Origin of the sequence: Flavobacterium sp., from assembly GCF_035195345.1 — a bacterium.
Lineage (GTDB): Bacteria > Bacteroidota > Bacteroidia > Flavobacteriales > Flavobacteriaceae > Flavobacterium.
Window position 1 is genome coordinate 1118315 of record NZ_CP136574.1, and the last position, 25384, is coordinate 1143698.

Genomic DNA, 25384 nt, shown 5'->3' on the forward strand with positions numbered 1-25384 from the left:
ACAGGTTTTTTTAAGACTTAAAAAAGATTTATTTTATTGAACCAATAATATCATATTTAGTAATAATGTGATGTTTTCCATTTCCTAAATCTACTAAAACCGCTTGGTTATCTTTGGTAATAAGCTTAGAAACATCTTCAACCGGTGTTCCAATTTTTACGATTGGAAATGGTTTTCCCATTACTTTACGAATTGGACGTTCAGCTGTGTTTTTATCTGATATAAAACTTTGAAATAAATCCGATTCATCAACAGAACCAACAAATCCGTTCACATCAATTACTGGAATTTGAGAAATTTTATATTTTCTCATACGTTCAATGGCGTGCGAAACCAATTCTTCTGTACGAACTACAACTAATGGTTTGTCAATGTGTTCTTTTATTAAATCTTCTGCTTTAGTGATTTCTTCTTCTAAGAAACCTCTTTCACGCATCCAATCATCATTAAACATTTTTCCAACATAACGGCTTCCAGAATCGTGAAATAAGACCACAACTACATCTTCTGGAGTAAAGTGTTCTTTTAACTGCAATAAACCCTTTACAGCAGCTCCAGCGGAGTTTCCAACAAAAATACCTTCTTCTAACGCGATTTTTCTTGTATAAACCGCTGCATCTTTATCGGTAACTTTTGTAAAACCATCGATTAATGAAAAATCAACGTTTTTAGGTAAAATGTCTTCACCGATTCCTTCTGTGATGTACGAATAGATTTCATTCTCATCAAAAATTCCAGTTTCGTGGTATTTTTTAAAAACTGAACCATAGGTATCAATTCCCCAAATTTTGATGTTTGGATTTTTCTCTTTTAAATATTTTGCCACACCAGAAATCGTTCCACCCGTTCCAACACCTACTACGAAGTGCGTGATTTTTCCTTCTGTTTGTTCCCAAATTTCTGGACCTGTTTGCTCATAATGCGCAATAGCATTACTTGGATTATCATATTGATTTACGTACCAAGAATTTGGGATTTCATCTCCTAATTTTTTTGATACCGAATAATACGAGCGAGGATCAGTTGGTTCTACGTCTGTTGGACATACAATTACTTTTGCTCCAACGGCACGAAGAATATCTGATTTTTCTTTTGATTGCTTGTCTGAAATTACAAAAATACATTTGTAACCTTTTACGATAGCAGCTAGCGCTAATCCCATTCCAGTGTTTCCAGAAGTTCCTTCAATGATGGTTCCTCCAGGTTTTAATCTTCCATCTGCTTCAGCATCTTCAATCATTTTAACAGCCATTCTATCTTTAACAGAATTTCCTGGATTAAAAGTTTCGACCTTAGCTAATACCAATGCATCTACTTCAGCAGTGATTTTATTTAATTGTACTAAAGGTGTGTTACCAATAGTTTCTAATATATTTTTAGCGTATTTCATTTTAAATTAAAGAAATTAAAATTTAGAAAATTTATGTTTTCAAAATCGATTGCAAAGATAGTGTGAATATTACGAATACAAAAATGAAAATAAACAGCAGATTATGTTACAAAAAGCGGCATAAAGGTCATAAAAATTGCCTACCAAAAGTTTTTATTGAAAGAAATTCCACACTAATCCAAAACGAACAATAAAATCTCTATATGGATAATTTGGTGCTGAATAAAAATCGTAACCTGTCCAAGCCGAGTTGAAATGTTCTGCTTTTAAGAAAATTCGAGTTTGTTTTACTCTAGCATTAATAAAGAAATCCATCATTGGAAATCCACCTATTTTAGTTTCATTTTGAACATAAAATTCACCCATTATAGGATTGTAATCATTTGCATAATACTTCGTAAAATATTGAAAAGTTACACCCGTTTGTAAAAGCATTGCCTTTTTAAATACATAATCAGTGAAATATAAAGTATTTCTTGTAACAATTTGTGGAACATTTACAATATCATTTGATTGATCCACTTTTTGATATAAAATAGTATTGTCTAAAGCGAATTTCCAAAACTTAATTTCTTTACTAGCTTTCACAGCAAGATAATTAATAGTATTGTCATACTGCATTGGTTTTACTTCTAAAATGGCAATGTTATTTGTAATATTATCAAAATACAAATGATCATTTAACACTTTGTAAGTAGCTGAAATGTCTATCCATTTTGATTGAACAGAAAAATCAAATTGGTTTACTTTTTCATTTTTAAAATTGTTGAACCAATTATAATTTATATAACCACTTTGATATAAATTATAATTCAAATTAGGCAAACTATTTAATTTTTGGTATTTGAAATGGAATTTAAAATCTTCATTAAAAGAATAATCTGCAGAAGCTTCAATATTTGAAATAGATTGTTCAGAAATAGACTGAGAGGCATGTAATTTAACATTAACACCGTTAATTAAATAAAAATAATTACCTCCAACCATATTAATTCTATCGGAAATTGAATTTGGAATTGCAATTGTTCCATTTGAATTATAAACCACACTGTTGTAATAATAATTATAGTGATTATCATCCATAAAAAACTCTAAATCACCATACGATTTAGTTTTATAAGCTATCCCAAATTTATTATAGAAATGATTATAACGTGTTTTATTATTAATACTATTGGTGTAAGAATTCCCATATCGAGAATTTATAGTAGGTTGAGTAAATTGAAAAAACTTATATTCTTGATTGAATTGATGTGTAAAAACTAAACTATTTGGATTATCCTTTTTTAATTTAAATGAATGATCTATAAAAAATCGATTCCCTTTTAATAGTGACGTTGCGTTTGTAAAATAAACTTTAATTCTTTCTCTTTCACCAAAAGGATCTTCACTTAATTCAAATTCACTTGGATTGACAATTCCTCCATTTTCTTGATTTGAAATATCTTGACCTGTAAAATGAGCATTTAAGAAATATCTCTTGTCTTCAGTAAAATAACTGGATGTAAATCTAAAATTACCAGAACTAGTTAAATTATTCACATATTTACCCAATGAACGCAATCCTTTATACGCAATTGAAAAATTAAGATTAGGTTTTGTATTAACTGTTAAAAAAGCGTCTAATGATTGCCCTTGTTCCATAACCGTCTTAAAATACAAATCAGACAATGGTGTTGGAACCGAATAATACTTTATATCATTTGATTCTAAGTAATTAACATGTTTGGCTTGAAAACCAAAATTTGGAAAAACATTTTTATTTGTTAATCCGAAAAATAAAGTATTATAAGCATGTCCTTCATTTGCAAATGGAAGTAATCCAAAAATATCTTTTCGTAGAAAGTTATATTTATACTCGCTTTGAATTGTAAGAGAAGTATCTACATAAGTAGTATCTTTTTGCAGGGTATAGATTTTATATAAATCAATTGGAGCTTTCGCTAATAATTCTTTATTCTTAGCCTTGTTAAGTTTAGCAAGGGTATCATTGGGATCGGAATTTCTGCTAGGAAGCCCACCGATACCACCATTAACATTTCTAATTTGTGCATTAGAAAGTGTTGATAAAGAAAATAAAAGTATAAATAGTAAAAATCTCATTGCATTTTAGCTTAAAGCAAATGTAATGAGATTTTTAGTATAATAAAAAGTTAAATAAAACAATACTTTATTTTTTAACTATTTTATGTCTTGACACACCTTCCTCTGAATTTAACTGAATAAAATAAACACCCGTATTCAAAGAACTCATATCTATTGAAAAATCAGTTAAATTATTAATTTTTTCAGAAGCTATAAACCTTCCTTGCATGTCGAAAATTTGATAGCTTAAGATTTCATTTTTAGAAGAATTGATATTGATTTTATCTGATGTAGGATTTGGATAAACAGCGATTGAATTCGTAGAAAAATCAGCATTATTTAAAACAATTTGATCGTAACCGCTAATTATTAAACTATAGGCTTGGTTTGTTCCAAAAAGTGTACCTTTATGTGAAACTTGAATAGTATAAATTCCTAATGCATTCTCTACTTCAACTTTCTCAACATTATCAACTAAATTGTCTCCTTTAATTGCTTGTGAAGTAATATTCGCTAAATCAAATTTCCAAGGAAAATTAGTTTCAGCACCTTTAATAATTCTTAAATCCAAATCATTTACTAAAACAGGAGTAGTAGAATTTAATTGACTATTTTGTGATGTTCCAGGAACATCAGTCCAACAAATAGTAGCTTTTAATAATTTAGGATTAGAAACCTGTACATTAATTGTATACGTTCCCCCTTGATTCAATTGATATTCTTCAATAACAGTTGTAGGAGTAGCGCTATTTTCGTTAATTAATAACGTTGCAACAGCATTTGTATCCATTAATCCCCAACCAAAATAAGGGTCAGGACCAACATTTGTTACATCATCTACTGCAGTATGACAAACAAGACCTTTTAAAGTAGCAGATTTTAAATAAGTTGAATTTAAATTATTATTTAATTGTTGTAACAAGATCAAAGACCCTGCAACACTTGGTGAAGCCATAGATGTTCCTGATAAGGTGTCATAAGTTGACGTTGATGCATTACTCGTTGAAAATACACTTGTTCCATCTGCAGCAATGTCTGGCTTAATTCTACCATCATCAGTTGGCCCTTGACTACTTGAAGCATTGATTGACATAGCTGACATATTACCCGTTATAGGATGCACTGTCGGATTAGCATTTGCAACAATTAATAAGTTTTTAGCATTCTTGTTACCAGTTAACTTATCTAAACCAGCAGCAAAACCACCTGTATAAGTTTCTTGACCAGAATTACCAGCAGAATGAACCGATAAATAATATGGAAAAGAATAAGCAATTTGATCCCAATCAACAGCGGCATCATTATAACACCCCATATACCAAACAGGAACATTTAACTCATTAGCATCATTATAGATTGGAATACCATAGGAATGATTAGAAACTAATAATCCAGTAGCAGCTTCATTGGCTACCTCATTTTCATCGCCAGACCAATCATAAGATTTAACACTAGATTCATAGGCCATCCCTCTTGCATTAGCAGTAACACCTTTTGCACAAACAGTACCCACTACATGCGTAGCATGTAGATCAGCAGCAGGGTTTACGGAAGGGTAATCTGGGTTTGAAATTCTAGAAGAACCACTTAATTGAAACTCTTGGTGAGCAGATAAAGCCCAGCCACCATCCCATACACCAACTGACATTCCTAGACCCGTTAAGCTTAAGCCCAAAGTGCCACTAGGGTATAATTTATTTGTTTTAAGAGCGAAAGCACTATACTTATTATCTGTTGATATAAAAATGGGTGAATCGTTAACAATATCGTAAATTCTATATTTGACACCATTACTAAAGAAATCACGTATTGATTTTTTAGCTTCCATATAAGCAAGAACTCTTGCTTCCCTTGCGACATTATTGTTTGCCAAAAAATTAAAAGTACGTAGGGTAAGTTCCTCATCATAAGATTGAGAAAGTAATGTTTTTTCAGCTTCATTTTGGGCAGCTACATTAATTAAACCAAAAAAGAAAACTAATAAAACTTTAATGAAAAAATAATTTTTAATCATATTGAAATAGTTTGAGACATTATAAATTAAGAATCAAAATTACAAAAAAAAACCGAAACTAAAAGTTTCGGTTTTTAATATAAAAATAAATGAATTACTGAATTACGAACTCATGTTCTGAAAATGCTCCAAAATCACCACCACCAGAGAATAGAGAAGCTCCATTATTCAAGTTGTTCATAGAATAAGTTCCGGAAACTGTTGCACTAGTATACATACCATCTCCGTAATCATCATAAATTACAAAAGTATAAGTACCAGGAGCCAAACATTTTACAACAGAAAAAGTACTTCTGTCAGCAAAACCTAATGCAGCGTAACCTGTAATTGTAGTACCAGCAGCATCAAAACCTCCAGAATCAATTAAGTTTAATGAAGAATCATACAATTCCCAAGCTGTTTCTTCTGGATAATTGTCAAATTTAATTGATAATCTAGCACGAACAGAAGCACAAGGTCTATATAGGTTAAAAGTAGATTTAGTTGTTCCTACACCTGTTAAAACACCATTAGAATATGTTCCATAAAAAGTGGTTTGATTCAAATCTTCAGCTGGAACTAAACCAACAACGATTTTATTACCATCCACTAAACCATTACCAACTACAGTAACTTCATAAACTCCCTCTTTAGAACCCGCTGGAATTGTTACAGTAGCAGGAACTGAATAATTAGCAGCTCCGTGTGTAGTTGATGGATCAACAACTAAACCAAAGGTTCTATCACTTCCTGTGGCTTCTGAAGCTAAAATTTTACCTTCAACCACAACCGTTTGACCATCAGAAAGCTCAACGGTTTGGTAATTTTCTAGTCCAACGTAATTAGCCGTCTGGCTATCACCTGAATTATCTTCTTCACAACTAAACATTGCAAATGACAATGTCAAAGCAGCAAAGTAAGCTATTGATTTTTTTAATATCATAATTTTCAAATTTTAGTAATTAATTTTGACCTGTGATACTCGGATTGTTATCCATTTCTACCTGAGGAATTTGGAATGACATTTCATCAATATCATAAGCAAAAGATTGATTAGGACGGAAAACATGGTTAGTACCTCTTGTAACTGTAGCTTGATTACGTTTTAAAGCTAAGTAACTTTTACCTTCACCCCAAAACTCAATTCTAGTTTGATTATAAATAGCTTGCTTAAGATTAGAGCCTGATAAAGGATCAACATAAGCATCTACAGCAGCAGATCCACCAGTTAAACGATTTGCCATAAATTCTTTTAATCTAGCTTTGGCAGCAGCGTCGTCACCAGATTTAGCAGCAGCTTCAGCGCTTAATAAATAAAATTCATCAACACGCATAAAAATATAATCTGTAGTTACAATTTGTTGACCACCAGCAGTTCTTCCAGCATCAAAAAATTTGTTAATTGGCATTCTATTTGTTGTACCAGTAGTACCAAATTGAGTTCTTCTAACATCACCAGCAGGAATTAAAGCTAATAAACCAGTATCGATAGTTTTTCTATCACCAGCCCATTGATAACTATAAGTATAGTAATCCACTTGACCCCACCAATTAAGTAACTGATGACCCATCTCTGTTGTAATATCATAACCCCACATCCAAGAAGGTGTGTTTACATTACTAAAACCAGAACCTGCACCTGGAAAAGCTAACTGACCTGTAGTTGTTAACGGATAAGCTCCAGAATTGATAATTTCATCAGAATAAACTTTAGCATCTGTATAGTTACCCATAGCAGCATAAGTATAAGCTAATAACCCTTTAGCAATATTTTGGTTAATTTGCTGTTTACTAGATGGAGTAAAACCATCTAATAAATCAATAGCGTCTAATAAATCATTCTCAATCAAATCATAAATTTGAGAAGCAGGAACTTTAGAAGCAATTCTAACTTCACCATCATTATAAGGTAAAATTGGTTGAGATGGATCATAAGCTCTTTGAAAAATTTGAGTTAAGTAAAAATAAGCATAAGCACGATATGCTTTAGCTTGACCTAAAAGATGTCTCGCCTCAGGAGTTGTTGGTACTGCGTCATTGCCCCCAAAAGATAATATAATGTTACTTGACATGTTAACAACTTTATAGTAATAACGCCAAATAATACTATTTTCTTCACGAGAAAAATCCACAGTAGAAACTAAATTAGCCGTATTTTGATACCATCCATATGAATTAGCAGACAAAGCCATATCACCAGACAACATGTCTAACCAAATATCAACACCTTTTTGACCTAAGTCATAGTGTCTAGTTCCTGTTATTCCAGCTGGCTCAATCAACAAACTACCAATACCATTAAGACTTCCTTCAACTAATGCAGGGTTAACATTTACATTATTAGCAATATCTTCACTAGTAATAACGTTGGTGTTTCTTACTGGATCTAGGAAATCTGAACTACAACCCGCTGTTACAAGCGATGTAGCTACTAAGAAATAAATAAATCTTCTTTTCATATTACAATTTTTTTAAAATTCAATTTTAGTACCAAAACTAAATGTAGTCATTGGCATGTAAATTCCAGAATTAGACGAGTTAATCAAAGTTGATGGATTAAGACCGTTTCTAGTACTGAACATTAATAAGTTATCACCTGAAACAAATAAGTTAAATTTAGACAAGTGCAACTTAGTTAAGAAAGATGCAGGCACATTATACCCTAATCTAACATTATTTAAAGATAAGAAATCAGCTTTAGTAAGGAAACGTGTTGACGTAGCATTAAAATTTACATCAGAAGCTACACCAGAAGATAATCTAGGTACATCAGTAACATCTCCATATTGTTTCCATGCATTGTGAATATCTCTGTGCCAGTTGTTAGCACCAATTAAATCTCCATTATCCATTAATTGAGCATATCCATTATCATAAATATGTCCACCGATACTATAACTAAACTGAGCTGTTAAATCAAAATTCTTATATGCTGCATTTAAACGAAATGCGCCTCTAACCTTAGGGATAGCAGATTTTCCAGTATATTTTTGAGTAGCTTGCGAATAATTATTTGTAGTAGTTTTTAAAACTTTTGCATCAGGATTATCATTCATGTAAATGGTCATACTGCCAATCGGAGCATCCCCATTATCAAAAATTCCATTATCATTTATATCATTGTAATATAAATTCCATAAACCAGCACCAGTTGCAGGATCTACACCAGCCCACTCACGCATATACCAATCATACAATGAACTTCCTTGAGATAATCTACCATCTAATACCTTTTTCTCACCTGTGAAAATATCAGTTGGCATTTCAGTAATTTCATTTTTCAAAAACTCACCATTGATTCCAACAGATAATTTTAAATCATCAGAAGTTTTAGCTTTTAATAAATGAGCCATCACATCAAATTCAATACCACTGTTACGTAATTGACCATCATTAATTTGCTGAGAAGTGTATCCAATGAAAGGAGGTAATGTTTGAGTAAAGAATAAATTATCAGTGTTTTTAACGTAATAATCTAAATTAAAATCAATAGTTTCATTAAATAATGTAGATTCGATACCAATCTGAGCAATTTTAGAAGTTTCCCAAGTTAAGTCAGGATTAGCTAACGTTGAACTTTCTGTAAAAGAGTAATCTCCATTAGGCGTTTGATTAATTGATGAAAGTTGCCATCCATATTGTAAACTTGTACCTTGATCCCCTATAATACCATAACTAGCTTTCAATTTCAAGAAATCAACAAAACTTAATTTAGACATAAAGTCTTCTTTAGATACTATCCAACCTAAACCAGCAGAACCAAAAGTTCCCCATTTGTTATTAATAAAACGAGAAGAACCATCTCTTCTTACTGAACCAGTTAAAAAGTATTTTTGGTTGTAGTTATAATTTAACTGACCAAAGTAACTATCTAAAGTCCATCTTTGAGAATATGAAGTAGCTCTACCATATGCAGAAGTATATTGAGATAAATCTAAAGTGTTAGGTAAAATTGCTCCAGTTGCAGCAGCATTGAAATCTTTAAAAGTATTTGCAGTCGATTCATGAGCAGCAAAAACTTCTAAACTATGATTTCCAACTACTTTACTGTAACGTAATAATTGTAAAAAATTTTGGTTTACAGTTGAGCTAACATCTTTACTTAAAAATCCATAATCAGCAGCAAAACCTCCATAATATGGATTATTTCTAGTAGAACCATCAAATTGTTGGTATTGTCCACTGTAACGAGTCTCAAAAGACAAGTCTTTAGTTAAATCAACAGCAAAATTAAAATTACCTAATAATGTAGTTGCATCTGTTTGAGATAAATCATAATAAGCATCAGCAATACCATTAGTACTATTCCATGCTCTACGACCATAAATACTACCGTAATCATATTGATTCCCTCCAAAAATAGGATCTGCAACTAAATTACCAGCAGTATCTCTTAAGTATAAATCATAAATAGCTGGGGTAGTATTAGTCAATGAAAATATGTTTCCTGATGAACCAGAACTACCTTCATCACTAGATGAATTAGTATATCTAGCACCTGTATATGCCATATTTCCACTTACTTTTAACCATTCTTTTGGTTTGTGCTCAAGGTTAATTCTAGCAGTATAACGCTTATAATTAGAGTTAATAGCATATCCTTGATCATCTAAATATCCAAATGAAGTAGCATAACGAGTATCTCCATTACCTCCACTGAACTGAACATTAGCCTCGCTTCTGTAACCTGTACCAAAAGCAGCATCAGACCATTTAGCAGGATTATATCTTCTTGATACTCCATTTGCTACTTTTCCTGTTGCAGGATCAATCAATTGAGAACCGTCAACATTCCAAATATTATATTGACTATTGATAGTTTCACCTGTACCATCACCATACAAATTAGAATTTGCATAAGATACTGGATCTAAATACCCTAACAACATACCTTTAGTTTTTAATGAAGACCAAGCTGTTTCGATATACTCCTCTGGAGAATCGATAACATCATAATTTGGTAACATTAAAGAGTTTATACTCGTTTTAAAATCAACAGAAACAAGAGTTTTTCCTGCTTTACCTTGTTTTGTAGTGATTAAGATAACCCCATTAGCCCCTCTAGATCCATAGATCGAAGTAGCAGCAGCATCTTTCAAAACTATCATGTTTTCAATATCAGCAGGATTAATAGCACTGATATCACTCGCATAAGGAGCGCCATCTACAACGTACAAAGGAGCTTGGTTTCCATTAACAGAACCAAAACCACGAATACGAATAGTAGCATCACTACCTGGAGCACCAGAACCAGTGATTACGTTCACCCCAGCAACCTCACCTCTTAAAGCTTGAGAAATATTTGAAACTGTTTTCGCTTCAATATTTTCTTTTACCAATTTAGTTGCTGTTCCTGTAAAGGCTTCTTTTGAGGTTTTACTATAACCTACACCGATTACTTCTACTTCAGCCAATTGCTTTAAATCATCCTTCATAGATACATTGTAAGAATTAGCCGCAGCAATTGCAACTTTCACAGTTGACTTACCGGTGTAAGTAATTACTAAAACTTCACCGTTCTTAGCTTTAATGGTATAATTACCATCAAAATCAGTTGTAGTACCACGAGTTGTTCCTTCTACAACAACGTTAGCACCTGCAATTGGGCCTAGTTCGTCAGAAACTACACCTGTAACAGTTTTCTCTTGCGCGAACGAAAACTGCATTGTAAACGCTACTAAAAGCGTAAAAATCCATTTGAACTTCGATCTCATATTAAATTTATTTGAGTTAGTTATTCCGCAAACTTCTTAATTATTTCTTAAATAAACAAATAATACTTCGGAATATTACTAATTTATTTTTGTTAAAGTTTTTGTTTTAAAAAAACATTTAGCGAAACATTAACATTCATTAGATGAGAATATGACAAAAAGGTTGCGTATAAAATTATATTTTTGTCAAAAAAAAGAATGTTAAGCAAAAGTTACAGTAATTTAATATTGGAATGTGGCACCGACGAAGCCGGACGCGGTTGTCTTGCAGGACCCGTAACCGCAGCTGCTATTTTACTACCTAACAATTTTGAACTCAATTTACTTAACGACTCAAAACAATTGTCTGAAAAAATTAGAGAAAAACTAAAACCAGCAATTGAAGCCAAAGCCATTTCGTTTGCAGTAACACATATTTTCCCTAACGAAATTGACGAAATAAACATTTTGAACGCTTCGATGAAAGCAATGCAGGAGTCTATTTTAAAGTTAAATCAAACTCCAGAACACATAATTGTAGATGGAAATCGTCCATTGAATGGCAAATTAGGCATGAAACAAAAAACAGGTAAGATCTTTACAAGTGAAGAAATTAAGATTTTAAAATCAATTCCAAGTACAAGTATTATTAAAGGAGATAGCAAATATTTGAGTATAGCTGCCGCTTCGGTTTTAGCAAAAACGCACCGAGACGAATATATGGATAAAATCCACGAAGAGTTTCCAATGTATAATTGGAAAAGAAACAAAGGTTATCCAACAAAAGAACATAGAGAAGCTATTAAAAAATATGGGGCGTGTAAATACCATCGAATGAGTTTCCGATTATTACCTGAGCAACTGGAATTGGAATTTTAAAGTTTTCAGTCGCAGTTGGCTTTACGATTCAAATAGCACATCTGAATACTGTGACTAAAAACTGAAAACTAAATTAAAATCTCGGCTTCAAACAAATTTTGAAAATGTTTTAGAATTTTCTCTTTTACTTCTTGCTCATCCACCGCTTTTCCTAATTCAGCATGCATTGAAGTAACCGCTTTCCCTTTTATTCCACATGGAATGATATTATCAAAATACCCTAAATCTGCATTTACGTTTAAGGCGAAGCCATGCATGGTCACCCAACGCGAAGCCCGCACTCCCATAGCGCAAATTTTTCTTGCAAAAGGCGTTCCTACATCAAACCAAACTCCGGTTTCTCCTTCGCTTCTAGTTCCATGTAAACCATATTCAGCTATAGTTAAAATAATAGCTTCTTCTAAGAATCGTAAGTATTTATGTATGTCGGTAAAAAAGTTTTCTAAATCTAAAATAGGATAACCTACAATTTGTCCTGGTCCATGATAGGTAATATCGCCTCCTCTATTGATTTTGTAAAAAGTGGCTCCTTTTGTTTCTAATTGTTTTTCAGAAAGTAATAAATTTGAAACATCGCCGCTTTTTCCCAACGTATAAACATGCGGATGCTCTACATAAAGCAGGAAGTTGGGAGTTAGAAGTTGGGAGTTGGATTGTCTATTTTTAATTTTAATATCTACAATTTCTTTGAATAATTCTTCTTGATAATCCCAAGTTTCTTTGTAATCTTTATTTCCTAAATCTTGAAGTTGTACTTTTTTATTCATGATGACCGAAATTGTGTTTTGAAAAGTGATGCAAAGATACGAATAGTTTGCTAATTAGCCCTCACAGGAGAGACATCCTTTTTATTTGTTGCCTTCGAGAACCTCAGGCAACAAATAAAAAAGATATAACGGATGGCAGGAATACGGAAACCAAAAAGCCCGAACCATTCGCATCTATAAAAGTATTCTGAAAAAACTCATTACTAATAAACTTTTAAACTTGAAACTTGAAACTTTTGAACTTGAAACAAAATAAATTATCTTTGCACGCTTAAATACAATACTATGCAACTTTCGGAACAAGAAATCATTAGAAGAGACAAATTAAACGCTTTACGCGAACTTGGAATTAACCCTTATCCAGCGGATTTATTTCCGGTGAATCACACTTCAAAGCAAGTGAAGGAAAATTTTGAAGAAGGTAAGAAGGTTGTTTTGGCTGGACGTTTGATGAGTGTTCGTGATCAAGGAAAAGCTTCGTTTGCTGAATTACAAGACAGCGAAGGAAGAATACAGTTGTATTTTAATCGTGACGTGCTTTGCGAAAGCGAAGACAAAACGCTTTATAATCAGGTTTTCAAAAAATTAACCGATTTAGGAGACTTTATTGGTATTGAGGGAGAATTATTCATGACGAAAGTAGGTGCTATGTGTGTTCGTGTGGATGATTTTAAAATGTTGAGCAAAACTTTAAAACCGCTTCCGTTGCCAAAAACAGATGAAGAAGGTCATGTTTTTGATGCGTTTACTGATCCAGAATTGCGTTACCGTATGCGATACGTAGATTTAGTGGTAAACCCACATGTGAAAGAAGTGTTCATGAAAAGAACCAAATTGTTCACCGCTATGAGAACATTTTTCAATGAAGCAGGTTACATGGAAGTAGAAACTCCGGTTTTACAATCGATTCCGGGTGGAGCAGCTGCAAGACCTTTTATTACACATCATAATAGTTTAGATATTCCATTATACATGAGAATTGCTAACGAATTATATTTGAAAAGATTAATCGTAGGTGGTTTTGATGGTGTTTACGAATTTTCGAAAAACTTCCGTAACGAAGGAATGGACAGAACACACAATCCAGAATTTACCGCTATGGAAATTTATGTAGCTTATAAAGACTACAACTGGATGATGGAAATGACTGAAAACCTTTTAGAATATTGTGCTACTCAAGTAAATGGAACTACTGAAGCTACTTTTGGAGAACATAAAGTAAACTTCAAAGCGCCATATGCAAGAGTAACTATGACCGATGCGATTAAACAATTCACTGGTTTTGACATTACAGGAAAATCGGAAGATGAATTGCGTGAAGCTGCAAAATCGATGGGAATTGAAGTAAATGATACCATGGGTAAAGGAAAATTAATTGATGAAATTTTTGGCGAGAAATGTGAAGGCAACTTCATTCAACCAACCTTCATTACAGATTATCCAAAAGAAATGTCACCATTGTGTAAATCACACCGTGATAATCCTGAATTAACTGAGCGTTTCGAATTGATGGTTTGTGGAAAAGAAATTGCAAACGCCTATTCCGAATTAAACGACCCAATTGACCAAAGAGAACGTTTTGTAGCCCAAATGGAATTAGCAGCAAAAGGTGATGATGAAGCCAACGGAATTATAGATGAAGACTTTTTAAGAGCTTTAGAATACGGAATGCCTCCAACTTCTGGATTAGGAATTGGAATGGACAGATTAATCATGTTCTTAACCAACAATCAATCGATTCAAGAAGTGTTGTTCTTCCCACAAATGCGTCCAGAGAAAAAAGGTCCCGAATTAACAGAAGACGAAAAACACATTATCGAAATTTTGAAAGCTAACGAAGGAATTTCGATTGGTGACTTAAAAATAAAATCAGAGTTAAGCGGAAAAAAATGGGATGCTGCCAGCAAAGGCATTAGCAAACATGGATTACTCAAAATAGAAGTAAATGGAGATAATAAAATTGCCATTTATACAGGAAAATAAATGTTACACCAAAAGACTTCAAAAATTGAAGTCTTTTTTTTACTTTTACAAAAATCAACTCTCATTAAAATGAAAAAAATCTGCTTTATACTAGTATTGTGCCATAGTTTTATAGCTTTAGCCCAAACCCCAACATTCACTTGGAGTGAAGGTAACTCTTCAATTGAAAATGAACTCAATTATTCGATTCAAAACTATTTTGATGGTAAACGAATTTTTAATGTAAGATCTATTTACAACGATAAAATATTCAATAAAGATGTTTTTGTCGATATATTTTCCTCAAATGATGATTTTGAAAAAGATGAAAATAATTTTTCAATTGGATTAGAACAACCCGTAATGGGATTGAATACAAAAACAATTACTGCTCTATTTCCGCTATCTAATAAAGAATATGTATATTTTGTGACTGAGTTTAATAGCGAAACTAAAGAATTTGAACTTTTTACACAAAAAGTAAATATTGATACGGGGACAAAAACAAAGGCAAGTTTTTTATTGAAAATGCCCGCAAAAAACGCGTTCAATATTGGCGACTATTTTATAGCTCAATCTGAAAACAAACAATTTTACGGTATAGTTTCCCGCCCAACAGGCGATAAAAAGCTAAACGAAAAGGCAACACTTTATGTTGTAGATTCAAATTTTAAAATTGTAAAAAGCAAAGAATATGAATTTGGATTTACTACAAAACAATCGTTTGATATTAAAATTCACATAACAAATAATGGCAATATAGCGCTAGTAAGAGAACTTGATTTACCCAAAATAAAGCCTTATAAATCACTTTTTTATTGGGATACAAAAACAGAAAATATTGCAGAGCACAATTTAAAACAAGATTTAGACTTTCAAGTTTCTCAATTCAAATGGAAAGAATCTGAAAACGGAAGCTATTTTATTGCAGGTGTTAGCGACGGAAAAAGAAAAGTAACCATTGATTTAGGAGGAGCCTTGCCTGAAGGAAATCCGGTTAATGAATTACTATTAATGCATTTTGATGCAACAGGCAAAATCACCCTAAACATAAAAACGACTTTAGAAAAACAAAATAATTTAAATTTTGAAAAAGTAATTCTAAAAGACAATAAATTGTGGTTACTTTGCAATGAAATGTATACTGGATCTAAAAGATTACCTGCTCCTGACCCATCAAAACCGTTAGAAAGACCCATAGAATACTCATATGTTTCAACAGGCTATGGCATAATCAAACTTGATGCTTCAACAGGAAAAATCGATTGGTTTACCCGAATAAACAACCTTGAACCTAGAACCATTAATGATAATGGAGATCATTTAAAATACTTGTATTTCTTTAGAAACAATCAATTGGTTTTGATTTATAACGATTCTAGAGATATTAATCCAAATTCCAAGTATTTTGTTCGCAATAGTCGTTTTGCTGTAACAAGTATCATTAACAATGAAGGAGAAATTGTAAGCACAAAAGATATTCCAAATTCTGGTGTGGGTAAAACATATAACTTTTGTTATGAATTAGATTTATCCTTTGCTTTACCTGTAGATGAGAACAATTTCATTGTGCGCTCTCGTTGTGGAAATTCTGCACGATATGGTTATTTAAAATTTTAGTTTAAAATATTTTTTTAGAGAAATATTAAACTTTTTTATATTTACATAGTCTTATATAGACAAAACATAAATACACAAATAAATTATGAAAAAACTTATTTTAGTTATAGCACTTACATTAAGTAGCTTAACATTTGCTCAAAGTAGAAAATCTATCGAAATGACACCAGAACAAGTAGCGGAGCTTCAAACCAAAAAAATGACACTTGATTTAGATTTGACCGCAAATCAGCAAAAAGAAGTAAAGGCACTATTGTTAGAAGAAGCTAAAAAAAGAGAGGCTATTAAAACGGAGATGAAAGCAAGAAAAGCTGAAGACAAAAAAGTTACATCAGACGAAAAATACAAAAAACAAATTGAAGCTTTAGATAATCAAATTGAATTAAAATCTAAAATGAAAAAAGTTTTAAACCCAGAACAAATGAAAAAATGGGAAGAAAAACAAAATTATCGCAAAGAAATGATTGGAAAAGCAAAAAGAAAAGCGAAAGAAAACAAAGAATAATTCTGAAAATATAGCCTTTTTTTTGTTTTTATTCTAAAAATAATTTAGATTTGACAAACTAAAAATAAATTTTACACAAATTATGAAAAAAATAATCATTGCATTTGTATTGTTTATTGGCTTTTCTTATTTAGCTAATGCACAAGAAGTTAACAAAGGAAAGTCTTCTACAACCCAAATTGTAAAAAAAGAAGTTGATTTTAACGATTTAGCCAAAAAAGAAACATATAAATTGGTTGAATTACTGCAATTAGACCAACAAATGGCTAAAGACTTAAATGGATTGTTTTTATATAAACACAATCAATTGAATTTAGCTAAAAATGAAAATGAAAAAAAGCAAATTAGTGAACAAATTGAAGCTAAATTAAGAGCTACTTTTACTACAGCACAAATGGAAAAGATTACTAGTCAATCTGATTTACTTTACAAATTAACACATTAAAATAAGTCCCGATTTTATCGGGACTTATTTTTTATAATTCTTTTGCAACCTCTTTAATTGCATTAATTGTGAAATCCAAATCTTCATAAGTTAAAGCATCTGTTATAAACCATGTTTCATATGCAGATGGAGCAATATAAACCCCTCGTTTTAACAATCCGTGAAAAAACTTCTTAAAGGTTTCATTATCACCATTTTTTGCCGTTGAAAAATCATAAACTGGATTGGCATCAAAATGAACTGAAATCATAGAACCAACTCTATTAACTGTAAAAGCAATCCCTTCTTGTGTTAGCGCATTTTGAATTCCATTTTCTAAATAAGCTGTTTTTTCTTCCAAGCGATTAAAAATTTCAGAATCTGAATTCAGTGCTTTTAACATTTCTAATCCTGCAGCCATAGCCAAAGGATTACCTGATAAGGTTCCTGCTTGATAAACAGGCCCTAGTGGGGCTAAATAATTCATAATTTCTTCTCGAGCTGCAAATGCCCCAACAGGCAAACCACCTCCAATTACTTTTCCAAAACAAACAATATCAGCCTGAATTCCATATAATTCTTGAGCACCACCTTTAGACAATCGAAATCCCGTCATTACTTCGTCAAAAATTAACAATGCCCCTTGTTCTACACAAACTGCCTTCAAGGCTTCTAAAAAGCCCTTTTTTGGAGGAATACAACCCATGTTTCCTGCTACTGGCTCAATAATAATTGCTGCAATTTCATTTTTATTAGCTTCAAATAAAGACCTAACATTTTCAATATCATTATAAGCAGCTAAGAGTGTGTCTTTTGCTGTACCTTGAGTTACTCCTGGACTATTTGGAACTCCAAAAGTACTTAGTCCGCTTCCAGCTGCAATTAAAAACGAATCAGAATGTCCATGATAACAACCTGAAAATTTTATAATTTTATCACGCTTGGTATAACCTCTAGCCAATCGTATCGCACTCATACAAGCTTCAGTCCCAGAATTTACAAATCTAATTTTATCTATATTTGGCACCATTGCAACTGCTAATTGAGCAATTTGAGTTTCTAACTCAGTTGGCATCCCAAATGAAGTCCCTTTTTTTGCTTTTTCTATAACAGCATTAACAACAGGTTCATAGGCATGACCTAAAATCATTGGACCCCAAGAATTAATATAATCAATTAATTTATTTCCATCCACATCATACAAATAAGCACCTTTTGCTTCTTTTACGAAAATTGGTGTTCCTCCTACCCCTTTAAAAGCTCTTACTGGAGAATTTACTCCCCCTGGTATTACTTTATTTGCTTCTACAAATAATTCGCTACTTCTTTTATACAACATTATTTAATTTTTATTTGTTGCCCAATTGCAATTGCAACATCAGACATATTATTTAATTTCATCAAATCCTCTACGGTGAGATTAAATTTTCTTGAAAGAGAAAATAATGTATCTCCTTTTTGAATCGTATAAAAATCACTATTTTTAATTGCAACAATATCTTTTTTAATTGGGACAAATTCTCTATTTAAAACCTCATTATCAAAACTATACAATTCAAAACGTTCTATTAATCCTATCAACTTGTCTGGATATTTTACATCTGTTGCATAACCTGCAGCTTTAAGCCCCTTTGCCCAAGATTCATAATCTCCTTTATCTAATTTAAATAAATTCGAATAACGAGGTCTTGAAGTTAAAAATAAAGAATGATCTCTATACGATTCTGACGGATGTTGATACTTTCTAAAACATTCCTGCTCTGCATCATCATCATGACGTACACTCTCTCCTGTCCAACCAGTGTGACATTTTATTCCAAAATGATTATTAGCGGTTTGTGCTAATTTCCCTTTTCCTGCCCCTGATTCTAAAATTCCTTGAGCTAAAGTAATACTTGCTGGAATTCCGTAATTTTTCATGTTATTTTGAGCAATTTCTTTAAAATTTTCTACATATAATTTAATTTCTTCAGTGTAGGTTTTAACATTAGAAGTTGCATCTAAACTAACCTCCGAATTGGTTATAGCCTTAGTAACTGAAGAGGAATTTGTAACAGTAGGCTTTGTAACTGTTTTAGGTTGTGTAACCGTCTTTTTATTAGTTATAACTTTAGTTTTTGATGTTGTTCTAACCACTGGTCGAGAACTTGAACAACTCACTACTAAAAGAGTTAAAAAGAAAAGAGTTACTTTAGTTTTCATATTTGATAATATGCTTATTTGCGATCCTAAATGACACATCTTTTGTATTGATATTAGCCTAAATAATTTATTTATTAATAAAAATTTCATCGTACTTTAAAATTTCTTTGTTCTTGTTTTTTAATACAAAATTCATGCCTTTAATCCCTTGTAAACCACCCGTATGAATCATTAATATTTTTGAATTTGGTTGAAAATAATCTTTCTTAATCATATCTAAAACCCCAAAAACCATTTTACCAGTATACACAGGATCTAATTGAATATTTGTTTGATTATAAAATGAATTTAAAAAAAAAATCAACTCATCTGTTACTTTTCCATAACCTCCAAAATGATATTCATCATTAACATTCCAATTGGTTTTGGATACAAAATTACGAATAACCTCTGACAAAAAAGCACCTTTTAATGAAGAAAATCCGATTAACTGCTGCTTGTTAATTGATGAATTAATCAAACCTGAAAAAGTTCCTCCAGTTCCTATAGCACAAGTAATATGAGTGAAAAAATCTTTGTCATCAGCTGTAATAATTTCTTCACAACCTTTTATTGCAAGTTCATTAGTGCCTCCTTCAGGGATTAAGTAAAAATTTCCAAACTTTTTATGCAAATTTTCAATAAAAACGGGGTCTTCTTTTATGCGATAACTTGTTCTGTCAACAAAATAAAACTGCATTCCAAACTCTTTTGCTTTTGACAAAGTTGGATTTTCATGTATTTTATTTCCTATTTCTTCTCCTCTAATTACACCAATAGTTTTAAAACCAAACTCAGCCCCTGCTCCTGCAACAGCTAAAATGTGATTAGAAAAAGCACCTCCAAATGTTAATAAAGTTGAATAACCTAAAGAAGTTGCATTATGAATATTGTATTTAAGTTTTCTGAATTTATTTCCAGAAATTATGGGATGCAACAAATCCTCTCTTTTAATATAGAGTTCTATATCCTTAGGAAATGTAATTTGTATTTTTTGATTTATTGATTGCATATAATATCTTATTTCAAAGATACATCAAAAGGACTAATGTTTAAAAATGATATGTAAAAAATAAAAACAAATAAATTGTATTGTTAAAACTAGTTTAATAATACTAAAAAAATGATTATAGTTATTTCTTAAGAAAACACCCTTTAGAGAATAAATACATGTAGATATTGTTCTATTTATTACATTAAAATCATTACAATCAAAGGATTAATATATTTATATTGAAAAAAAATCCGTATTTTATTTCACAATACTGAATTGATTTAATAAAATTTATGTAAGTTTACGGAGTTAATGATTTTTTAGTTGAAACTAAATAATTCATAAAGAGTATAAATTCAAATTATCCTTAATTATAACAAATAGACTATTTGTTATAATTATTTTTTTTGTTATGAAAAATTATTTTTCCCTTTTAAATGCTATGTTTAAAAATATAAAAACAAACATCTTTGACTTATTAGTTCTTTTATTTACATTAAAATATTTATTCTTAATACAAGACACTAATAAATTTATTTCTCTATCTGAAATAGTAGTCTATATAACTATATTAGCTGTTATAGTACAAAAAATATGCTCAAATACAAAAACTGAGTTAGTACGAATAGCTTCTAATCCTTTTTTTAAACACATCAAAATTTGCTGTGTACTATTTGTTTTAGTATTTTTCTCAAACGATTTAATTGCGCAAGGTACAACTTGTTCAACAGCAACACCACTTACAATAAATGGTGCTTGTGTTGCAGGAACAATCAATGATTCTACACAAGATACTCCAATTGCATCTGGTTGCTCATTTAATACTTTCAGAAGAGAAGGGTGGTACTCTTTCACAGTAACAGGCGGACCACTAAACATTACTATCACAGCAGATGCTGCAAATCGTGATTTATTTCTTCAATTAATATCATCATCTAATAATACTTGTGGAGGAACTTTAACTCAAATAAATTGTGCGAATGCAACACAAACAAATGGCGCACAAACAGAAACAATAACATCGATTTTAGCCAATGGAACCTATTATATCAAAGTCATTAATAATAGAAATAACAATGATATGATTTTAAATAGTATTTGTGTAACATCATTTGCCGACGATTGCAATAATGCTATTCCTTTAACATTAAATACTAGTAGTTGTTCATATTCAAACTATACAACAGTTGGCGCTACAGATTCAACATCACCATCCATACCTCCTATGCCAGGATGTGCTAGTTATACAGGTGGAGATGTTTGGTTTAGTTTTGTTGTGCCTGCAAATGGAAAAGTTACAATAGACACTCAATCAGGAGGATTAACTGACAGTGGAATGGCTTGGTATACAGGCTCCTGTAGTGGATTAACATTACTAGAGTGTAACGATGACGATAGTGCAAATGGGCTAATGTCAAGCATCACTAGAACTGATTTAATCCCAGGAACTACTATTTATGTTCGCTTTTGGGAATACTCAAACGATAATCAAGGTACATTCGGAATTTGTGCTACTTCACCTACACCCCCTGTCAATGACATTTGTTCAGGAGCAATTTCTTTAACTTCAAGTACTATTTGCACAACAACTACAGGCTCTACTTTTGGAGCTACAGACAATAACGAAACAGGGGATTGTACTCAAGGTACAGCTGAAGAAGCTGTATGGTACAGTTTTGTGGCAGTTTCTACCAGTCACGTTGTGACCGTTGACGGCGCAGCAGATATAGATTCTGTACTCGGGGTTATTTCTAGTTGTGGATCAACTGTAATACCAACTGGTGGAGATTGTATTGATGTAACATTTGATGACGGTATAGAAACAAGAACTCTAACAAACTTAACAATAGGAAACACATATTACATTCAAGTTTATGATTATTGGGGAATTAAAACAGCTAATGCATTTACAATTTGTGTGACTCATATACCACCTGCTATTTCAAGTTTAACTACTTCAAGCGGCTGTGTTGGATCCTCTTTAGTTATCAATGGAACTAATTTATCTAACGCAACATCTGTAACAATAGGCGGAACAGCCGCTGCCATAACTGCAAATACACCAAACTCAATAACGGTTACTGTAGGGTCTGGTACTACAGGCACGGTGATAGTTACAACCCCTGGAGGTTCTGCAACATCATCAAACACTTTTACAGTAAACCCAATTTTATATGCTGGTGTAAGTATCGCTTCGAATGATGCAGATAATGTCATTTGCGCAGGCACAAGTGTAACATTTACGGCTACGCCAACAAATGGTGGAGTAGCACCAACCTATCAATGGTTTGTTAATGGTTCCGCAGTTAGTGGACAAACAAACACAACATTCACTTCTACAACTTTAGCAAACAATAATATAGTAACAGTTAGAATGACTTCTAATGCAACACCCTGTTTAACAGGTTCGCCAGCAACTTCTTCTGGAATTACTATGACAGTAAACCCTGTTTTACCTGCTAGTGTAAGTGTTGCTTCGAATGATGCAGACAATACCATTTGTGCAGGTACAAGTGTAACATTTACGGCTACGCCAACAAATGGTGGAACAGCTCCAACCTATCAATGGTTTGTTAATGGTTCCGCAGTTAGCGGACAAACAAACACAACATTCACTTCTACAACTTTAACAAATAACAATGTAGTAACAGTTAGAATGACTTCTAATGCAATACCTTGTTTAACTGGTTCATCTGTAACTTCTACTGGAATTACTATGATTGTAAATCCAATTCCAACTGCAACTATTTCAGGAAATAATGGAACTATTTGTAACAACGGAACGGCAACTTTTACTATAGCAGGTACAAACGGGGCTGTAGTTACTTATACAATTAATAGTGGGGCTAACCAAACAATAACATTAACGAGTGGTGCAGCAACGGTAACTATTCCAAATGTTATTGCAAATCAAACTTTAAATTTAGTTTCGGTTAGTTTAGGATCTTGTACCGCTTCATTAAGTAACTCATTAACTGTAACTGTTGGTGCTGTTGCAACATGGAATGGAACGACTTGGTCTCCTACAAGACCAGCTGCTAATATGGGAATCGTTTTTAACGGAACGTATACTACCTCAGGAACAATTGAAGGATGTAATTGCACAATTAACTCAGGAAATGTAACGATTGCTTCTGGTGACACTATGTTACTTAGTAATGAATTAATTGTGATTGGTGGAACATTTACTGTAGAAAACAATGCGAATTTAATTCAAACGAACAATGTGACAAATAGTGGTAATATTACTTATAAAAGAACTTCGCCACTAACGGTTAATACTTCAGATTATGTTTACTGGGCAACACCTGTGAGCGGTCAAACTGTCCCAAGTGGATGGAATTATTTTTGGGATAATGCAGCCAGCACAAGTGGAAATTGGATTGCTGCTTCAGGACAAGTATTAACAGCTGGAAAAGGAGTTATTATGAGAGGTGTAGGTACTAAAAACTTTACAGGTGTGCCTTTTAACGGTGAAATTTCAGTAAATGTGTACAGGCGTGCAATTGGAGGTTATGACGACAATTGGAATTTAATAGGTAACCCTTACCCTTCTGCAATTAGTGCTGATGAGTTTTTAGGAGATCTTGACAATACAGCTATTGAAGGTTCAATTGCTATATGGACTCATGGTTCAGCAATTTCAAGTAATAATCCAAACCCTTTTTATAGTACTTTTACGTACAATTATAATCCAGAAGATTATATTATTTATAACACATTTGCTGATCAAACTGGACCTAGTTCATTTGGTGGAAATATTGCAGCAGGACAAGGGTTCTTCTTAAAATATGATGAAACTGCACCAACGGCAGCTTCAAGCACCATCAAATTTAAAAACAGTATGCGTACAGATGCTAGTGGTAATAGCTATGGAAACTCACAATTCTATCGTTCTTCACAAAGCATTGAGAAACACCGCATTTGGTTAGATTTTATTAATGGTGGTAATCCTGCAACTTCAAGAACTGTTGTAGGGTATGCAGATCTTGCTACTGCAGGTAAAGACCGCTTATTTGATGCTTCAACCACTATAACAGCAAGTAATGCAAAAATGTATTCATTAATTGGTATGGATAAAATGAGTATTCAAGCTAAAGGGCTACCATTTACAGATCAAGAAACGATTCCAATAGGATATAATGCACCTCAAGCAGGCAATTATACTGTGGCCATTCATGCAGTTGACGGATTGTTTGCTACACAAAATATTTATTTAGAAGATACTCAATTAAATCTTACACATGATATCAAACTAGCACCTTATACATTTACAGCAACACAAGGTGAAAACAATACACGTTTCATTTTACGATTTACAAATCAAACATTAGGAAACGAAGATTTCTCCAATGAAAGTGGAATCACTGTGTATACGAATGATGCAATTCATATAGCTACAACAAATCAAACTATTAAATCAGTTAGAGTATATGATTTATTAGGAAGAGTTTTAGAAACTTTTAATAAGGTAAATTCAACTTCATTTACTTGTGATAAAATTCAAAAAACGCAAAGTACACTAATTGTCAAAGTAACTTTAGAAAATGGTTTTGTAAAAACATATAAAATAATTTTCTAATTACAATTGATTAATAAAACTATAAAAAGGTCTCTTAATTAAATAGCTAAGGTCTTTTTCATTCGCATAAGCCTCTCGTTCAAATGAAATATTTAAATATGCTTTTTTCTTGTCTTTAAATTGAATCCATCTGTATAGATACTCAAAAAAATACCACAAAAAAAACGGAAGTATCAATAACTCTAACTGCTGTCTTATGTGAATTTTTTCGTGATTTAATAGTACATAATTATGCTTATCCTCCGAACTAAAAAGTATTATAAACGGAAACAAGGTAATTCCTCGAAAACCTTTTGGTATTAAATATTT

At 32.1% G+C, this 25384-nt stretch carries 16 protein-coding genes; 6 read left to right on the forward strand and 10 right to left on the reverse strand.

The window, feature by feature from the left end:
• Nucleotides 1–28 precede the first annotated feature (28 nt).
• The 6 genes from RSE15_RS05535 to RSE15_RS05560 all read right to left on the reverse strand — a co-directional run bounded on the left by RSE15_RS05535 (nucleotide 29) and on the right by RSE15_RS05560 (nucleotide 11182).
• Nucleotides 29–1390 (reverse strand): pyridoxal-phosphate dependent enzyme, encoded by a 1362-nt coding sequence (locus tag RSE15_RS05535; protein WP_324069967.1) that lies wholly within the window; start codon nucleotides 1388–1390, stop codon nucleotides 29–31.
• A 153-nt stretch (nucleotides 1391–1543) separates the two neighbouring features.
• Nucleotides 1544–3493: a putative porin gene (locus RSE15_RS05540; RefSeq protein ID WP_324069969.1), complete on the reverse strand. Its 1950-nt coding sequence runs from the start codon at nucleotides 3491–3493 to the stop codon at nucleotides 1544–1546.
• A 67-nt stretch (nucleotides 3494–3560) separates the two neighbouring features.
• On the reverse strand, nucleotides 3561–5489 hold the full coding sequence (locus RSE15_RS05545; protein ID WP_324069971.1) for a S8 family serine peptidase: 1929 nt from the start codon (nucleotides 5487–5489) through the stop codon (nucleotides 3561–3563).
• Between the two features lie 94 nt (nucleotides 5490–5583).
• Nucleotides 5584–6411 carry a hypothetical protein gene (locus tag RSE15_RS05550; RefSeq protein WP_324069973.1) on the reverse strand — a complete coding sequence of 276 codons (828 nt, stop codon included), beginning with the start codon at nucleotides 6409–6411 and terminating at the stop codon, nucleotides 5584–5586.
• Nucleotides 6412–6430: 19 nt separating this feature from the next.
• A complete protein-coding gene (locus RSE15_RS05555; RefSeq protein ID WP_324069975.1) occupies nucleotides 6431–7927 on the reverse strand; it encodes a RagB/SusD family nutrient uptake outer membrane protein in 1497 nt (498 codons plus the stop codon).
• 12 nt (nucleotides 7928–7939) lie between these two features.
• On the reverse strand, nucleotides 7940–11182 hold the full coding sequence (locus RSE15_RS05560) for a SusC/RagA family TonB-linked outer membrane protein (protein WP_324069977.1): 3243 nt from the start codon (nucleotides 11180–11182) through the stop codon (nucleotides 7940–7942).
• Nucleotides 11183–11380: 198 nt separating this feature from the next.
• On the opposite strand from RSE15_RS05560, the gene RSE15_RS05565 reads away from it, so the two are divergent.
• Nucleotides 11381–12040: a ribonuclease HII gene (locus RSE15_RS05565; RefSeq protein ID WP_324070412.1), complete on the forward strand. Its 660-nt coding sequence runs from the start codon at nucleotides 11381–11383 to the stop codon at nucleotides 12038–12040.
• Nucleotides 12041–12108: 68 nt separating this feature from the next.
• Here RSE15_RS05565 and lipB read toward each other — a convergent pair whose 3' ends face one another.
• Nucleotides 12109–12807, reverse strand: coding sequence for a lipoyl(octanoyl) transferase LipB (gene lipB, locus RSE15_RS05570; RefSeq protein ID WP_324069980.1), 699 nt, complete (start codon nucleotides 12805–12807; stop codon nucleotides 12109–12111).
• A gap of 285 nt (nucleotides 12808–13092) precedes the next feature.
• Here lipB and lysS point away from each other — a divergent pair, with 285 nt between their 5' ends.
• The 4 genes from lysS to RSE15_RS05590 all read left to right on the forward strand — a co-directional run bounded on the left by lysS (nucleotide 13093) and on the right by RSE15_RS05590 (nucleotide 17339).
• Complete coding sequence (gene lysS / locus RSE15_RS05575; protein ID WP_324069982.1) at nucleotides 13093–14790, forward strand: lysine--tRNA ligase; 1698 nt, start codon at nucleotides 13093–13095, stop codon at nucleotides 14788–14790.
• A gap of 69 nt (nucleotides 14791–14859) precedes the next feature.
• A complete protein-coding gene (locus tag RSE15_RS05580; protein WP_324069984.1) occupies nucleotides 14860–16389 on the forward strand; it encodes a hypothetical protein in 1530 nt (509 codons plus the stop codon).
• Nucleotides 16390–16474: 85 nt separating this feature from the next.
• Entirely contained in the window at nucleotides 16475–16894 is a 420-nt protein-coding gene (locus tag RSE15_RS05585; protein ID WP_324069985.1) for a DUF4890 domain-containing protein, read from the forward strand.
• Nucleotides 16895–16976: 82 nt separating this feature from the next.
• A complete protein-coding gene (locus RSE15_RS05590) occupies nucleotides 16977–17339 on the forward strand; it encodes a hypothetical protein (protein WP_324069987.1) in 363 nt (120 codons plus the stop codon).
• A 31-nt stretch (nucleotides 17340–17370) separates the two neighbouring features.
• Here the strand turns inward: RSE15_RS05590 and hemL are convergent, their stop codons facing one another.
• The 3 genes from hemL to RSE15_RS05605 form a co-directional block, all read right to left on the reverse strand.
• Nucleotides 17371–18657: a glutamate-1-semialdehyde 2,1-aminomutase gene (hemL, locus tag RSE15_RS05595; protein ID WP_324069989.1), complete on the reverse strand. Its 1287-nt coding sequence runs from the start codon at nucleotides 18655–18657 to the stop codon at nucleotides 17371–17373.
• On the reverse strand, nucleotides 18657–19520 hold the full coding sequence (locus RSE15_RS05600) for a glucosaminidase domain-containing protein (protein WP_324069991.1): 864 nt from the start codon (nucleotides 19518–19520) through the stop codon (nucleotides 18657–18659). The genes hemL and RSE15_RS05600 overlap by 1 nt, the downstream gene beginning before the upstream one ends.
• A gap of 67 nt (nucleotides 19521–19587) precedes the next feature.
• Nucleotides 19588–20511: a 1-aminocyclopropane-1-carboxylate deaminase/D-cysteine desulfhydrase gene (locus RSE15_RS05605; RefSeq protein ID WP_324069993.1), complete on the reverse strand. Its 924-nt coding sequence runs from the start codon at nucleotides 20509–20511 to the stop codon at nucleotides 19588–19590.
• A gap of 424 nt (nucleotides 20512–20935) precedes the next feature.
• Between RSE15_RS05605 and RSE15_RS05610 the strand changes: the two genes are divergently transcribed.
• Nucleotides 20936–25075: a RemA C-terminal-like gliding motility protein gene (locus RSE15_RS05610; protein ID WP_324069995.1), complete on the forward strand. Its 4140-nt coding sequence runs from the start codon at nucleotides 20936–20938 to the stop codon at nucleotides 25073–25075.
• Nucleotides 25076–25384 lie beyond the last annotated feature (309 nt).

What these genes read in the sequence shown, in the direction of transcription:
- RSE15_RS05600 (WP_324069991.1), bottom strand. Translation starts at nt 19,520, where the DNA reads ATGAAAACTAAAGTAACTCTTTTCTTTTTAACTCTTTTAGTAGTGAGT.
- lysS (WP_324069982.1), top strand. Translation starts at nt 13,093, where the DNA reads ATGCAACTTTCGGAACAAGAAATCATTAGAAGAGACAAATTAAACGCT.
- RSE15_RS05610 (WP_324069995.1), top strand. Translation starts at nt 20,936, where the DNA reads ATGTTTAAAAATATAAAAACAAACATCTTTGACTTATTAGTTCTTTTA.
- RSE15_RS05550 (WP_324069973.1), bottom strand. Translation starts at nt 6,411, where the DNA reads ATGATATTAAAAAAATCAATAGCTTACTTTGCTGCTTTGACATTGTCA.
- RSE15_RS05560 (WP_324069977.1), bottom strand. Translation starts at nt 11,182, where the DNA reads ATGAGATCGAAGTTCAAATGGATTTTTACGCTTTTAGTAGCGTTTACA.
- hemL (WP_324069989.1), bottom strand. Translation starts at nt 18,657, where the DNA reads ATGTTGTATAAAAGAAGTAGCGAATTATTTGTAGAAGCAAATAAAGTA.
- RSE15_RS05555 (WP_324069975.1), bottom strand. Translation starts at nt 7,927, where the DNA reads ATGAAAAGAAGATTTATTTATTTCTTAGTAGCTACATCGCTTGTAACA.
- RSE15_RS05580 (WP_324069984.1), top strand. Translation starts at nt 14,860, where the DNA reads ATGAAAAAAATCTGCTTTATACTAGTATTGTGCCATAGTTTTATAGCT.
- RSE15_RS05585 (WP_324069985.1), top strand. Translation starts at nt 16,475, where the DNA reads ATGAAAAAACTTATTTTAGTTATAGCACTTACATTAAGTAGCTTAACA.
- RSE15_RS05565 (WP_324070412.1), top strand. Translation starts at nt 11,381, where the DNA reads ATGTTAAGCAAAAGTTACAGTAATTTAATATTGGAATGTGGCACCGAC.
- RSE15_RS05605 (WP_324069993.1), bottom strand. Translation starts at nt 20,511, where the DNA reads ATGCAATCAATAAATCAAAAAATACAAATTACATTTCCTAAGGATATA.
- RSE15_RS05545 (WP_324069971.1), bottom strand. Translation starts at nt 5,489, where the DNA reads ATGATTAAAAATTATTTTTTCATTAAAGTTTTATTAGTTTTCTTTTTT.
- RSE15_RS05540 (WP_324069969.1), bottom strand. Translation starts at nt 3,493, where the DNA reads ATGAGATTTTTACTATTTATACTTTTATTTTCTTTATCAACACTTTCT.
- RSE15_RS05535 (WP_324069967.1), bottom strand. Translation starts at nt 1,390, where the DNA reads ATGAAATACGCTAAAAATATATTAGAAACTATTGGTAACACACCTTTA.
- lipB (WP_324069980.1), bottom strand. Translation starts at nt 12,807, where the DNA reads ATGAATAAAAAAGTACAACTTCAAGATTTAGGAAATAAAGATTACAAA.
- RSE15_RS05590 (WP_324069987.1), top strand. Translation starts at nt 16,977, where the DNA reads ATGAAAAAAATAATCATTGCATTTGTATTGTTTATTGGCTTTTCTTAT.